Origin of the sequence: Cellulosimicrobium sp. NPDC057862, from assembly GCF_042797035.1 — a bacterium.
Taxonomy (GTDB): Bacteria; Actinomycetota; Actinomycetes; order Actinomycetales; family Cellulomonadaceae; genus Cellulosimicrobium.
The window spans coordinates 311037-325263 of sequence record NZ_JBHVMH010000004.1; the positions used below are offsets into that span (position 1 = coordinate 311037).

A 14227-nucleotide genomic window follows, 5' to 3' on the forward strand; every position below is an offset into this window, starting at 1 on the left:
GCGTGCAGGGTCGGGGCGTCAGGCGGACGGGGCGTCGGGGTCGGGCCGGTCGGAGCGCGGGTCTGCGGGCGGCTCGGCGGGCGCCGACGCGATCCGAGCGGTCCACGGGTCGGTGACGAGCGTGCTCACGCGCGTCTCGACGACCGTCCCCGGCTGCGCGTGCTCCAGGGCGCGCGCGAGGTCCTCGGCAGCGTAGCGGAGCCACGGCCACTCGGACGCGTAGTGCGGCACGTCGACGAGGAAGGGCGTGCCCGCCTCGCCGTCGCCCTCGAGCCGCGCGCGCTCGCGCAGCTCGGAGACCGGGTGGTGGCGCAGGTCCGACGTGAGGTAGACGTCGGCGCCGCTCGCGCGGACGGCGTCGAACAGCGAGTCGCCCGACCCGCCGACGACCGCGACGGACTCCACGGTCGCGTCGAGGTCGCCCGCGACGCGCACGCCCTGCACGGTCGGCGGCAGGACCTCGGCGACGCGCTGCGCGAAGCCACGCAAGGTCATCGGCTCCGCGAGGCGCCCGACCCGGCCCGTCCCGGTCGTGGCGGCAACGTGCGGCGATGGCGCCGGGTGGGCGACGAGCGGCACACGGTGCAGCAGGTCGAGCGCGTCGGCGAGGGCGTCCGCGACGCCGCGCTCCGCCGCGTCCGCGTTGGTGTGCGCGACGTAGAGCGCGCACCCGCCCCGGATGAGCCGGTGCACGAGCGAGCCCTTGAATGTCGTCGCCGCGACCGAGTGCACGGGCCGCAGGAACAGCGGGTGGTGCGTGACCAGGAGGTCCGCGCCCCACGCGAGCGCCTCGTCCGCGACCTCCTCGACCGGGTCGACGGCGAACAGCACCTTGCGCACGGGCGCGCCCGGGTCCCCGGCCACGAGCCCGACGGCGTCCCAGGCCTCCGCCGTCGACGGCGGGTACAGCTCGTCCAGCGTCCGCACGACGCGGCCGAGCGCCGGGTGCACCGCGTCGTCGGCCGCTGGGACGGCGGGCGAGGGGTCGGGGCTCGTCGTCTCGGTGCTCGGGTCGGGCGCGACGGTCATGGCGGCAGGCTATCCCGCGCGGGACGCCCGGGTGCCGTCCGGCATGGTTTGATGGATTGCGCAACCCATCATCCCGCTACCCGGAGGACCCGTGCCCCGCACCTCCCGCCCCGACCGGCCCGAGGACGGCGTCCACGGCACCGACGCGGCCGCTCCCCTCTACCGCATCAAGGCCGAGCTCTTCCGGTGCCTCGCGCACCCCACCCGCATCCAGGTGCTCGAGGTCCTCGCGGCCGACGCCGATCACACGGCACCCGTGTCCGACCTCCTGGAGGTCACCGGGTGCGAGGCCTCCCAGCTCTCCCAGCACCTCGCCGTCCTACGCCGGGCCGGGGTCGTCACCTCGACCCGCAGCGGCAACGCGGTCGACTACCGCCTCGCCGAGCCGCTCGTCGCCGAGCTCCTCGTCGTCGCGCGCGCGTTCCTCCTCTCGAGCCTCGCGGGCGCGTCCGACCAGCTCGAGGCCGCGCGACGGCTCCCCGCCCTGCCGGGCGCGTCGGCGCGTGCCGTGCTCGACGCGACCGCGTCGAACGCCTCCGCATGAGCCGCCTCGCCGCCGTCCGCGACCTGCTCCCGCGACGCTCCGACTACGACCTGCGGCCCCGGACCCTGCGCGCCGACCTCCTCGCGGGCGTCACCGTGGGCGTCGTCGCCCTCCCGCTGGCGCTCGCGTTCGGCGTCAGCTCCGGCGTCGGGGCGGCGGCCGGGCTCGTCACGGCGGTGATCGCGGGGATCGTCGCCGCCGTGCTCGGCGGGTCGAACCACCAGGTCTCCGGCCCGACCGGGGCGATGGCCGTCGTCCTCGCGCCGATCGTCGTCGCCCACGGGCTCGGCTCCGTCGCGCTCGTCACCGTCCTCGCCGGGCTCGTCGTCCTCGTCGCGGGGCTCGCCCGGCTCGGACGCGTCGTCACGTACATCCCCTGGCCGGTCGTCGAGGGCTTCACGCTCGGGATCGCCTGCATCATCTTCCTCCAGCAGGTTCCGGCCGCGGTGGGGGTCGAGGCGGCCCCCGGTCACAACACGTTCGTGACCGCCGTCGGGGCCGTGCGCACCGCCGTGACGGACGTCCCGCCCGCCCCGGTCCTGTGGACGCTCGGGTGCGTCGCGCTCGTCGCCGCGACGATGCTGCTGCTCCCCCGCCTCCACGCGGCGATCCCCGCGTCGCTCGTCGCGGTCGTGCTGTCCACCGTGCTCGTCGAGGTGCTCGGCGCCCCCGTCCCACGGATCGGCGCCCTGCCCTCGTCCCTGCCCGCACCCGTCCTGCCGACGTTCACGCCCGGCGCGCTGCGCGACCTCGGCGGGGCCGCGCTCGCCATCGCCGCGCTCGCGGCCATCGAGTCGCTGCTGTCCGCCCGCGTCGCCGCCTCCATGGTGCAGACCGGGTCGCCTGGCGGCTCCGTCTACCAGCCCGACCGCGAGCTCGTCGGGCAGGGCCTGGCGTCCGTGGCCAGCGGCCTCTTCGGCGGCATGCCCGCCACGGGAGCCATCGCCCGCACCGCGGTGAACGTACGCTCCGGCGCGCGGACGCGGCTCGCGGCCGTCGTGCACGCGGTCGTGATCTTCGCGGTCATCTACCTCGCCACCGGCCCCGTCTCCCGGATCCCGCTCGCCGCGCTCGCCGGCGTCCTCATGGTGACGAGCTTCCGGATGATCGGCGCCCGGACGATCCGCTCGGTGGTCGGCGCCGGACGGTCCAGCGCGGCGACCTTCGTCGTGACGGCCGTCGTCACCGTCGCGTTCGACCTCGTGCAGGCCATCGAGATCGGCATCCTCGTCGCCGCGTTCTTCGCTCTGCGGACCGTCGCGCGCGCCTCGGCCGTGCACCGCGACCCCCTCCCCGGGCCTGCCCAGCCGGGCGACGAGCACGTCGCGCTCTTCCGCCTCGAGGGCTCCATGTTCTTCGGCGCCGCGGACCGCGTGCTCACCGAGGTGACCGACGCCTCGTCGCACGACGACGTCGCGGTCGTGGTCCTGCGGCTCTCCCAGCTCCGCATGGTCGACGCGACCGGGGCCAGGGCGCTCGGCGAGCTCGTCGAAGGGCTCGAGGCGCGGGGCGTGACCGTGCTCGTCAAGGGCGTCCAGGAACGGCACCGGTCGCTCCTCACGAACGTCGGGGCGCTCGCCGAGCTCCGCCACGAGAACCACCTCTTCGACACGCTCGACGACGCGATCGAGCACGCACGCTCCCACGTGCGCCGCGCCGCGCGGGGCACCGACGTCCCCCAGGTGCGCGGGCTGCGCCCGTCGACCTGACCCCTCGGTACGATGCGCCGATGCAGCGCAGGGTGGGCCGTCGTGCCGGGGTCGCTGGTGCGGCCGTCGGGCTCGTCCTCCTGGTCGTGTGGCTGGTCGGTCCCGTGCTCCGGGTCGAGCTCGACGAGGCGGGCACGCCCCCGGTCCCGGCGTTCCCCGACGGCGTCCAGGTCGTCGACGGGGGGATGGGCTGCGGCTCGGGCGGCTGCTGGCGCGAGCTGACGCTCTCGTGGCCCGGGCACGACCGCGACGACGTCCGCGCACGCGTCGGCCTCGACGATGCGGGGCGGCGGTGCCACGCGATGTCGTTCCTCGACCGTCGGGTCCGGTGCGTCTGGGAGGTCGACGACGAGGCACCGGACGCCACGCTCCGCGTCGACGTCGGATGGCACCGTCCGCTCGGGCTGTGAGCGGCGTGACCGCCGCATAGCGTGGTCGGGTGCACGAGTTCGTGCGAGCCCCGTCCGACGCGCTGCCTCCCGGCGTCGTGTCGATGGTCGGCTACCGCCTGCGGACGGAGACGGCGGACGGCGCGCCCTCCGTCCACCGGGGCCTGCCGTCGCCGTGGCTCACCCTGGTCGTAAGCACCGCGGGCGTCGTCCCGACGTCGCCCGGGCCCGACGCCGTCCCGCTGCGCTACGAGTCGCTCGTCGGCGGCCTGCACACCCGTCCGGCCCTGATCCACCAGCCGCAGGAACAGGCGGGAGTGCAGCTCGCGCTCGACCCGCTCGCCTGTCGGGTCCTGCTGGGCGTGCGCGCGGGCGACCTCGGCCTCGTCGAGGACGGCGACGCCGTCCTCGGCCCCGCCGCCGCGCGGCTGCGCGAGCAGGCCGCCGAGGCGGGCTCGTGGGCCGCCGCGTTCGAGGCCGTGCGCGCGGCCTTCGCAGCCCCGGGCGGCCCGCCCGGCAGCCCGGGAGCCCTGCCCGTCCGCGCCGAGGTGCGCGCCGAGGTCGCGGCAGCCTGGCACCTGCTCGTCCGCAGCCGAGGACGGGCGCGCGTACGCGACGTCGCGCGTCACGTCGCCCTCGGCGAACGCCAGCTCGAGACGCTGTTCCGGGCGGAGCTCGGCGTCACACCCCGGGCGGCGCGCGGCCTCGTGCGGTTCGACGCCGCGCGCCGCCAGGTGCAGCACCTCGCGCTGGGCCGGGGCGCCCGGACGCTCGCGGACGTCGCCGCGCAGACCGGGTACGCCGACCACTCCCACCTGGTGCGCGACTTCCGCCGGTTCGCCGGGACGAGCCCGACCGCCTGGGTGCGCGAAGAGCTCGGGAACATCCAAGCCGGCGGCCACACCGACGGGCCAGGGTGGGGCCATGACCATCCACGAGAGCACCCGCACCCCGACTGACACCTCCGGCACCGCCGCGGCGCCGACCCCGGTGCCCGACGCGCCGCCGACACCGTGGGTCTGGCCCACCCTCCAGGCGCACGACGCCCGCGCGCTCGTCGCGTTCCTCACCGACGTCGTCGGGTTCGTCGCGACGACGGTCATGGCCGGCGAGGACCGCGAGGTCGCCCACGCCCAGCTCGACTGGCCGCACGGCGGCGGGGTCATGCTCGGCAGCCACTCCCCCGATCGGGAGTGGTCTCGCGAGCCTGGGACCTGCGGCACGTACGTCGTCGTCCCCGACGACGAGATCGACGCGCTCGACGCCCGGCTGCGGGAGCGGGCTCCCCAGGAGGGCGGCCGCGTCGTCGTCCCGCTCCGGGACACGGACTACGGCACGCGCGAGCTCGTGCTCCAGGACCCCGAGGGCAACCTGTGGTCGTTCGGCACCTACCGCGGCGAGCCGCGGCCCTGACCCCGCCGGGCGACGGCACCACCGGGCGACGGGTCCGCTGCGGCCCGTAGCCCGTCCCCTCACTTCGCCTCGGCGTAGTGGTCGACGACCGCGACGGTGAGCGGGAAGTCGACCGGGAACTCCCCGAAGAGGAGGCGCCCCGCCTCCGCCGCGGCCGCGCGGACCTCGTCGGCGACCGCGTCGGCGAGCTCGGCCGGCGCGTGCACGACGACCTCGTCGTGGAGGAAGAACACGAGGTGCGCCCGGTCGGCGAACGGCGCAGGCGCGGCGCCCGGGGTCGACGCCACGGGCAGGTCCCACAGCCGACGGCGGATCGAGGCGAGCCAGCAGAGCGCCCACTCGGCCGCCGTGCCCTGCACGACGAAGTTCCGCGTGAAGCGCCCCCACGCGCGGGTGTACGACCGGGCGCGCGCCTGCGCGTCCGCGCCCGTCCGGCCGCTCTCGACGTCGTCCGCGCCGCCCTCCTCGACCGCGTAGGCACCCTCCTGGGCCGCCTGCCACGACTCGCCGGGGCGCGGCGAGCTGCGACCGAGGAGGGTCGACACGACCTCGCCGCGCTCGCCCGCCTGCGCGGCGCGCTCAACGAGGCCGATGGCGTCGGGGAACGCCTTCGCGAGGCGCGGCAGGACGAGCGCGCTGTCCCCCGTGGTGCCCCCGTACATCGCGCCGAGCATCCCGACCTTCGCGTGGTCGCGCGTCGCGACCGCCCCCGACGCGACGATGCCCGCGTACATGTCGCCGCCACGCCCCGCCGCCGCCATGCGCTCGTCGTGCGCGAGCCCGGCCAGCACGCGCGGCTCGAGCTGCGCCGCGTCGGCGACGACGAGCTTCCACCCCGGGTCGGCGACGACCGCGCGGCGCACCTGCTTGGGAAGCTGGAGCGCCCCGCCGCCGCTCGACGCCCACCGTCCGGTGACGACGCCGCCCACGACGTACTCGGTACGGAACCGCCCGTCGTGGACCCAGGTGTCGAGCCAGGACCAGCCGTTCGCGGTGAGGAGCCGCGAGAGCTTCTTGTACTCGAGCAACGGCTCGACCACGGGGTGGTCCGTGCGCTCGAGCTCCCACTTGCGCAGCGACCGCACGCCGACGCCCGCGTACTGCAGGGCCTTGAGCAGGTCCGGGTGCGAGTCCGGGTTGAGGGTCGGCGGCGCGTCGAGGGCCGCGCGGATGCGCGCGACGAGGTCCTCCATGAGGGCGGGGCGCTCGCCGGGCCGCGGTCGCGGGCCGAGCGCGTCGCGGAGGATCGCGTCGTGCACGTCGGCGCGCCACGGGACGCCCGCGTGGTGCATCTCCGCCGCGACGAGCGCTCCCGCCGACTCGGCGGCGAGGAGCATCCGCAACCGCCCCGGTCCGTCGGGGCCGTCGGCGCCCGCGACCGCGGCGAGCTGGTCGCGCAGCTCCGCCACCGTGTCGAGCTCGACGCGCGGCCCGGACTGCGGCCCGAGCTCGAACAGACCGACGGGACGCGGCTCCGACGTCGGCTCGCGACCGGCCGGGACGGCCGCCAGCGCGTCCCACGGCCCCGCGTCGCGCCGCGCGAGCGCCGAGCCCGTAGCGAGCTGCGAACGGCGCAGCAGGACGTGGGACAGGCGCAGGTCGTGCGACCGCTCGACGCGGCGGCCCTCGGCGAGGAGGCGTGGGTACCACCGGTTCGTGTCGTCCCACGTCTCGCGGACGGGATCCGCGGGGCCGTCGACGACGTGCTCGACCCGGCCGTGCTCGGGCGACCCGGCGTGGACGGCATAGGTGCTCATGCGCGCACCGCCCGGCGGTCCGGCCGGGGCTCGCGGGACGAGGCCACGACCCGCGCGAGGGCGCGACCTCGCGAGGCGACGAGCGCCGCCCGCAGGAGGTGTGCGGCGTCGGGCTCGTGGGCGACGAGCGCGACCGCACCCGCGAGGGTCGGGGCCCCGAGGTCGTCCGCGGTCCGCGCCGCGCGGGCGAGAGCGGCCCCCTGGTGCGGGCTGAGATGGCGACGGCCGGTCGCCGCGAGCGCCACGGCGGCATCGAGCACCGTGGCGCACACGTCCTCGACCGGCGACGGCGCCACGACCTCGCGCACGTGCGTCGTCGCGCGCCCCCGCAGGGCACGGACGCGCGCGCGGAGCCTCGTCCACGCGGTCGACCACGTGCGGTGGTCGTAGGCGGGCGTGAGCGTCGGCACGACGAGCCGGAGCCCTCCCCCGGCGTGCTCGACGAACAGACCGACGGCTTCGGACCCGCCGGACTCGAGGTCGTGCTCGACCGCGACGGCGACGATCCGGCGGTTCCCCGCCGCCACCCCGAGCAGGGTGTCGCAGGCCGACTCGTCCGCCGCGTCGATGCGCACGACGGTCGGCGTGCCGTCCGCCGCGACGAGGGTCCAGGTGATCTCCTGCGCGACCTCGTCGACACCGACGGGGCCCGCGTCCCGGACCATGACGGCCCGCACCACGGCCGACCGGCGGCCGAACCCCACCTCGGCCCGCGCGTCGGTCCCCGCGGTCCGCTCGGCGACGTCGCGCAGCACGTCGGCGTCGAGCCCTCCCCACGGTTCGACGGTCGGGCCCTCGCCCGGACGCAGCGCCCCGGCTCGCTCGGTCGCACCCCGCAGGGCGAACGCGCCGCGACAGAGCGCCTCCACCGAGCGCCCCCAGACGAGCGGGAGGTCCCACGAGCGGCGGAACGTCGGGTCGGAGCCGGGCGGCCGTCCGGTGGTGACCGCGCGCGTCCGGCCCTCCGCGACGTCCCACAGGTGCACGGTGACGCCTCGTGCGCCCGACGCCGCGACCCACCAGCGCGCCCCGAGCGGGAGGAGGTGCGGGAGGTCCACCACGCGCTCGTCGGGCGCCGTGGCGTCCGGCGCGGGCTCGGCCCGCACGAACGCCCAGAGCTCGGCCAGCGCGAGCAAGCACTCCTCCTCGTCGACGGCGTCCCGACGGTCCGCGAGCGCCTCGAGACGACCGAGCGCGGACGTGACGAGTCGTTGCACCGCGGGCCGACGACCCAGCCGGGCGAGCACCCCGGCGCCCCTCAGCTCCTCCAGGTCGTCGCGACCGAGGTGCGAGAGCCCGACGTCGAGCACCCGCTCGACCGCGCGCGCGACCTCGTCAGCGACCGTCCGGGCGTCCGGCACCCCGGCGGCGCGCGGCGCGGCGGCTGACTCACCGGGCCACGGCCAGCCACGACCGTGCGCACCCCAGACCCGCGCGAGCGCCTCCAGGCGCCAGCGTCGGTCGTCCGTCCGGGCCGCCGAAGGCGTCGCGCCGGGGCGTTCACGCTCCACGAGCATCCCGGCGAACCCGGCGCCCGCGACGTACGTGACGCGAGGTGCACGCGCCCACGAGACGACAACGCGCGGACCGTCGATCGTCACGTCCGTCACGTCGTCCGGCGCCGCGCCCAGCGCCTCCCGCACCTCCCGTGCGGCCGCGCGCACGACGGCGGCACCCGCGGCGCGGTGCACCGCACGCGGGTCGAGCGCGAGGATCTCGGTCAGCGGGTCGGCTCCCGACCCGGCGCGACGACCGCCGTCGGGCTCAGGTGTTGCGCCCGCCCCGGCGTGCTCCCCCATCGGAACCGCCGCACCGGCGCTGGTTCGAGCGGTGTCCGCACGCCCGGCACCGGACTCGGCACGGGCTTCGGGAGCGGCGTCGCGGTGCGCATCGGGTTCGACGCCGGCATCGGCATCGGCATCGGCCGCCGACGGTCGCACCACCGCCACGTCGCCACGGGCCACCGCGACCGGCCCCACCGACCCAGTCGCCGCGTCGACCACCGGCTCGGTGGCTGCGTCGCGGGCCCACAGGCATGCGGCCACGACGTGCTGGCACGCGCCCGGCGTCGGGCACGCGCACCGCGCACCCGCGGGACCGCGCGCGTCGAGCTCGACGCGCGTGCCGCCGACCGACAGCACGGCCCCGTCCGCGCGCTGCTCGAGCACGTCGACCTTGCCCGCGGTGACGTCCTTGCGCGCCCGCCGGACCAGGCCGGCGTTGGCAAGGGTGGCGAGCGCGGCGTCGTCGTACCCGGCGTACACGCCCGCCCACGGGCCGGGCCCGGTGGTGCCGCTCACGGGAGCACCTCCCCCAGCCACTCGGCGAACCGCTCCGGGGTGAGCGCCGCGATCTCCATGCCCTGCTCCGCGAGACGCCGGGCGACGCCGCGGTCGTACGCGGGGTTCGCCTGGCCGTCCAGCGCGGCCAGGCCGAGCAGCCGCACGCCGGACGCGTGCAGCCGCCCGACGCTCGCGACGAGCTGCGACACCGAGCCGCCCTCCTCGAAGTCGGTCACGAGCGCCACGACGGTGCGGCGCGGGTCGCGCACGTGCTGCTCCGCGTAGCGCACGGCGCGCGCGATGTCCGTGCCCCCGCCGAGCTGTGCGGTGAGGAGCACCGTCACCGGGTCGTGCGCGAGGTGCGACATGTCGACGACCGACGTGTCGAACAGGACGAGCCGCACGGTGATGCCGGGCAGCCCGGCGAGGATGCCGGCGCTCACCGCGCTGTACAGCACGGACGAGGCCATCGAGCCGGACTGGTCGACGAGCAGCACCACGTCGTAGGACAGCGCGCGACGGCGCCGCGCCGAGAAGCGCAGGTCCGTGACCAGCAGGCGGCGCCGCTCCGGGTCCCAGCGCCCGAGGTTCGCGCGGACGGTCGCGGCCGCGTCGAACGTGCGGCTCGACCGCACGAACGAGCGGCGCGAGCGGTCGCGGCGACCGTCCACGGCGGTCTCGAAGCGCGGCCGCAGCCGCCGCACGACGTCCTCCACGACGCGCGCGACGAGCCGCTTCAGCCCGTCCTGCACGCCCGGCCCGAGCCGGCCGCGGGCACGCAGCAGCGCGGACGCGAGCTCCGTGCTGGGCTCCACCGCGTCGACCGCGCGGGGGTCCGCGAGCAGCTCCGTCATGCCGTAGCGGCCCACGGCCTCGACCTGCATCCGCTCGAACGTCTCGCGCGGGAACAGCTCCCTCGCCGACTCCAACCAGTCCAGGCCCGCGACGACCGAGCCCCCGCGCCCGCCCCCGCCACGCCCGGTGCGCGAGTCGTCGCCGTCGCCGTGCCGGTGCCCACGGGCGGTGTACTCCCGGTCGTACAGGTGCCCGAGCGTCCGGTCGAGGCCCTGGTCCTGCGGCGCGACGGGCAACGTGTCGCCGGCGTACCGGCCCAGCACGAGCCGCCACCGGCGCGCGGCCTCGTGGGCGTCAACGCCACCGCTCCCGGTGAGTTCTCCCGCGTCGGGTCCGAGCCCGTCCCGCGAGGTCCCGGTCGACGTCGCGTCCGGCACGTCCGCCGTTCCGACGTCCGCCGCCTTCACGACACACCCCCACGTGCCCAGGCGCTAAGGCCGTCGCGTTCCAGCACCGCGACGAGCTCGCGCTCGACGAGCAGCCCCGCGCGCAGGTCGTCCTCCGTCACGTCGACGTGCCGGTCCAGCGCGGCGGCGCTCGTGCCGGTCCGCGCGGCGACACGCTCGGCGAGGCGGTGCGTCTCCGTCGGACGCAGCCACGTGAACGCCCGGCGCAGGTCGGGCAACACGGCACGGAACGCGTCCTCGTCCAGGCCGCGCAGGCCGTCGTCGACCGCCTCGAACATCTCGGGGGTGTGGAGCAGGAGATCGGGTGCGGCGCGCATCACGCCGCCGAGGAACGCCGTCGCCGCCACCGGGTCCGCGCCGGGCGCGAGGTGCGCCCGGACGCGCGTGACGAGGCCGTCGCCGCCGGGCTGGTCGTCCAGCTCGTCGTCGACGGCGGCGAACGCCGTGAGCGCGCCGCGCACCGCGGGCGACGCAGCGTCGTCCTCGCGCACGTGCGCGAGCGCCCGGGCGACGGACTCCGCCGCCGAGCCGCTGCCGTCGCGACCCGCGTCGCGCAGGTCCCGGACCAGGGAGCGCAGCGCGACGAGGCTCGCCAGCGCGTCGTCCTGCGTCGCCTCGTCGGCCGCCGCGAGGTCGGGCACGAGGTAGGCCGCGGTGGCGAGGCCCTGCTCCGCGAGATCGAGCAGGGCCGCGGCGTGCTCGCCGAGCCCGAGCTCGGTGCGGGCGCGCCAGAGTCCGACGAGGCGCCGCATGCCGGCCACCACCGAGGCGAGGGCAGGGTCGACGTCGAGCGTGGCGCGGACGAGCCCGACGAGCGGAGGCAGCCGGTCCGGCAGGCCCACCACGACGCACTGCGCGACGAGCCGCGCCACCGCGTCGCTCGACCGCTCCTCGCGGGCTCGGTCGCGCGCGTCGTCGAGCAGCGCCACGGCGACCGCCTCGAGCGTCGCCCCGCGGTGGGAGAGCTCGACGAGACGCGCCTCGACGAGCGGCGTCCACGCGTACTCCCACTCCTCGAGCACGAGGCCGAGGCCGCGCCCGGCGACGTGGTCCGGGCCGGAGACCCGGCGCGCGAACCCCAGGTCGAGGAACGCGCACAGCGCGAGGAACCGGCGCCGGTCGCGGTGTGCGGACTTGCGCCGCGCGTCGAGCCGCACGGTGCGCGGCACGGAGTCGGAGACGTCCATTCGCAGCGCCCGCGCTCGCGTGCGCGCCTCCTCCACGAGCGGCGGGGCCGCGCCGCCGGGCGGCACGTCGCCGAGCGCGCGCCCGGCGAACACCTCCGCGACCGCGAGCCCGAGCGGCCGGTCACCGGCTGCGTCGAGATCGTCGGCGTCCTTGACGTAGCAGGACGTGATCGCGTCGAGCAGGTCGGTGCGGCACGGCCACGGCCGCTCCCGCAGCGCCGCGAGCCGGTGCGCGTGCTCGACCGCTGCCTGCGACTGCGCGACGCTCACGAGCGCGCCGCGCGCGCTCGCCCCGCGCCCGACGTCGACGAGGACGCCGTTCGCCGCGTCCGCGGGACCACCCGCGTCGTGGTGCGCCGCCCAGAGCCGGTCGTAGTACCCGGGCGTCGGCATGCCCGCGCCGTACCCGCGCAGCGCGTCGAGCCGTTCGTCGTCGTACCGCACGAGCCACGCGGGGGCGTCGGCCAGGTCGCCGTAGCCGCCTGCCGGGCGGCGCGCGACGACGGCCTCGCCGTGCGCGCTCCCGGTCAGCGCCTCGACGAGGGCGAGCGTGTGGAACGCGCCCGTCACGACGACGACCGGACCGTCCGCGCGCGCCGCGTGCTCGGCGACGCGCGCCGACATGCGCGCCTCCCGGTCGAGCGACCCGTCGGCGACGAGCGCCTCGTCCTCGTAGTCGAGGCGGGCCAGGGCGGCCCACGCGAACACGTCGTCGGTGAGCTCGCGCCAGTCGTGCAGTCGCGCGGTGACCCGTGCCTCGAACAGATGGTCCCAGAGCTCGTCGTGGTCGCGGCAGCCGAGGCGCTCCGCGAGCCGCGCGACGGTGCGCGAGTGCGCGAGGTGCCGCTCGGCCAGGACGGTGCGCGCGGTCGGGTGCTCGGCCGCGTCGTCCTCCCCCGGCGCCCGAGCTGCCCACGGGGAGTCGACGAACGCGAGCTCGGCGTCGAGGGCGTGCCCCGCCCGGAGTGCGACCCACTCGGGCGAGTAGCGCGCGAGCGGGTAGAAGCCCGCGCCGCGCGCGCCATCTCTCGCCACGTCCGCGGGGTCGCCGTCGAGGCTGAGGACGGCGACCGGCGGGACCGTGCGCTCGTCGAGCAGCGCGGGCAGGAGCCGCGTGTACTCCTCCGGACCTTCGACGAGCACGACCGCCGGCCGAACCTCCTCGATCAGCGCGGCCACGGCGACCGCGCACGCCGGGCTGTGGTGCCGCACGCCGAACAGGTGCACGCCCTCGCGCTCGCGCAGGGTCGCCAGGTCGCGGGCCGCTTGCCGCAGCCGGGGCGGCGCGGCGTCCCACGCCGCGCGCAGACCTACCGCCACAGGTCGCCCGCCGCGGTGAGGAAGTCCTTCCAGCGCGCGTCGGACCGCGCGCGCTCGCGCACCACGTTGTCGACGTAGTGCCGCAGGCGGCGCGCGTCCTCCTCGTCGCCCTTGAGCGCGACGCCACCGACCTGGCGGGCGACCTGGCCCGCGGTCACCGTGCCGTCGCCGAGGTACCGCGCCTCGAGCGACGCCGCGATCGCGACGTTCACGGCCTCGGCCGTCGACATCACCGTCTCGGGCCGCTTCACCGGGGCGCCGCTCGCCGTCGAGCCCGTGCGCAGGTCCTGGAAGACCGTGACGAGCACCTCGAGCACGTCGCGGTCGAGCCGCGGGCGCTCCGGCGCCGGGCCGAGCTCGGCCATGAGCCGGCTCTCGACGAGCTCCATCTCGAAGGCCCGGTCCCGGATGGGCGCGACGGTCTCGAAGTTGAAGCGTCGCTTGAGCGCCGCCGACATCTCGTGGACGCCGCGGTCGCGCAGGTTCGCCGTCGCGAGGACGTTGAAGCCGGGCCGGGCGGCGACGCGTGCGTCGGCGCCGAGCTCGGGGACCATGAGCTGCTTCTCCGAGAGCACGGACACGAGCGTGTCCTGGATCTCGGGGGCGCAGCGCGTGATCTCCTCGAAGCGCGCGACGCGCCCGCTCTCCATCGCGCGGAAGACCGGCGACGGGACGAGCGAGCGCTCGCTCGGACCTTCGGCGATGAGCAGCGCGTAGTTCCACGAGTAGCGCACGTGGTCCTCGCTCGTGCCCGCGGTCCCCTGGACCGTGAGCGTCGACGTGCCGCTCGCGGCGGCGGCCAGCAGCTCGGACAGGAGCGACTTCGCGGTGCCCGGCTCGCCGACGAGCATGAGCCCCTGGCGGCCCAGCAGCGACACGACCGCGCGGTCGACGAGCGGGTCGTCGCCGAAGAACTTGCGGCTCACGCCCAGCTCGGCGTCGCCGACGACGAACGCGCGCACGGCGCGGGGGCTCAGCCGCCACCCGGGCGGGACGTCGGCGCCCCGCCGCGCGTCCGCCGCGGCGAGCGCCGCGAGCTCGTCGGCGTACCGGACCTCGGCGGGCGGCCGCAGCTCGCCCGGCCCTCCGGCCGCGACCTGCGCGTCGCCGGTCGTCGTGCTCGTCACCCGGGCTCCTCCTTCGTCGGGTCGCGGGCGCCGTGCCCGTGGTCCTTGCAGGTCAGCGTAGGGGCCGCGTCCCACACGACGGGCGGTGGGGGCGCCGGGATCAGGCGCCCCCACCCCCCCCCCCCCAACGGGTGTCACCCACGGGGGGGCGAACCCCCCGCCGTTGCCCCCGGGGTGGGGGCAGACCCAACCCACCCCCAACCCAAAG

Annotated in this window: 11 protein-coding genes; 5 read left to right on the forward strand and 6 right to left on the reverse strand. The window is 77.0% G+C overall.

The genetic code is table 11. The annotated features are described in order from the left end of the window. Positions 1-18: 18 nt before the first annotated feature. Positions 19-1029, reverse strand: coding sequence for a Nif3-like dinuclear metal center hexameric protein (locus ACFVN3_RS08505; protein ID WP_378232335.1), 1011 nt, complete (start codon positions 1027-1029; stop codon positions 19-21). A 91-nt stretch (positions 1030-1120) separates the two neighbouring features. Between ACFVN3_RS08505 and ACFVN3_RS08510 the strand changes: the two genes are divergently transcribed. From ACFVN3_RS08510 to ACFVN3_RS08530, 5 genes are read left to right on the forward strand one after another with little or no spacing between them, the layout of a single operon-like run. Further along, complete coding sequence (locus ACFVN3_RS08510; protein WP_378232336.1) at positions 1121-1573, forward strand: ArsR/SmtB family transcription factor; 453 nt, start codon at positions 1121-1123, stop codon at positions 1571-1573. Continuing rightward, complete coding sequence (locus ACFVN3_RS08515) at positions 1570-3282, forward strand: SulP family inorganic anion transporter (RefSeq protein ID WP_378232337.1); 1713 nt, start codon at positions 1570-1572, stop codon at positions 3280-3282. The genes ACFVN3_RS08510 and ACFVN3_RS08515 overlap by 4 nt, the downstream gene beginning before the upstream one ends. A gap of 20 nt (positions 3283-3302) precedes the next feature. Further along, positions 3303-3692 carry a hypothetical protein gene (locus tag ACFVN3_RS08520; RefSeq protein WP_378232339.1) on the forward strand — a complete coding sequence of 130 codons (390 nt, stop codon included), beginning with the start codon at positions 3303-3305 and terminating at the stop codon, positions 3690-3692. A gap of 29 nt (positions 3693-3721) precedes the next feature. Next, on the forward strand, positions 3722-4630 hold the full coding sequence (locus ACFVN3_RS08525) for a helix-turn-helix domain-containing protein (protein WP_378232340.1): 909 nt from the start codon (positions 3722-3724) through the stop codon (positions 4628-4630). Then, positions 4596-5084 carry a VOC family protein gene (locus ACFVN3_RS08530; RefSeq protein WP_378232341.1) on the forward strand — a complete coding sequence of 163 codons (489 nt, stop codon included), beginning with the start codon at positions 4596-4598 and terminating at the stop codon, positions 5082-5084. Before ACFVN3_RS08525 ends, ACFVN3_RS08530 begins: the two co-directional genes overlap by 35 nt. Positions 5085-5143: 59 nt before the next feature. Here the strand turns inward: ACFVN3_RS08530 and ACFVN3_RS08535 are convergent, their stop codons facing one another. The 5 genes from ACFVN3_RS08535 to ACFVN3_RS08555 are packed head-to-tail and all read right to left on the reverse strand — an operon-like array spanning position 5144 to position 14019. Continuing rightward, the gene (locus ACFVN3_RS08535) at positions 5144-6841 is read right to left on the reverse strand and encodes a bifunctional 3'-5' exonuclease/DNA polymerase (protein ID WP_378232342.1); all 1698 of its coding nucleotides are present in this window, start codon (positions 6839-6841) and stop codon (positions 5144-5146) included. Further along, complete coding sequence (locus ACFVN3_RS08540) at positions 6838-9141, reverse strand: hypothetical protein (protein ID WP_378232343.1); 2304 nt, start codon at positions 9139-9141, stop codon at positions 6838-6840. Before ACFVN3_RS08540 ends, ACFVN3_RS08535 begins: the two co-directional genes overlap by 4 nt. Further along, positions 9138-10385 (reverse strand): VWA domain-containing protein, encoded by a 1248-nt coding sequence (locus tag ACFVN3_RS08545; RefSeq protein WP_378232344.1) that lies wholly within the window; start codon positions 10383-10385, stop codon positions 9138-9140. The genes ACFVN3_RS08540 and ACFVN3_RS08545 overlap by 4 nt, the downstream gene beginning before the upstream one ends. After that, complete coding sequence (locus tag ACFVN3_RS08550; protein ID WP_378232345.1) at positions 10382-12892, reverse strand: DUF5682 family protein; 2511 nt, start codon at positions 12890-12892, stop codon at positions 10382-10384. Before ACFVN3_RS08550 ends, ACFVN3_RS08545 begins: the two co-directional genes overlap by 4 nt. Continuing rightward, a complete protein-coding gene (locus ACFVN3_RS08555) occupies positions 12883-14019 on the reverse strand; it encodes an AAA family ATPase (RefSeq protein WP_378232347.1) in 1137 nt (378 codons plus the stop codon). Before ACFVN3_RS08555 ends, ACFVN3_RS08550 begins: the two co-directional genes overlap by 10 nt. Between the last annotated feature and the right edge of the window lie 208 nt (positions 14020-14227).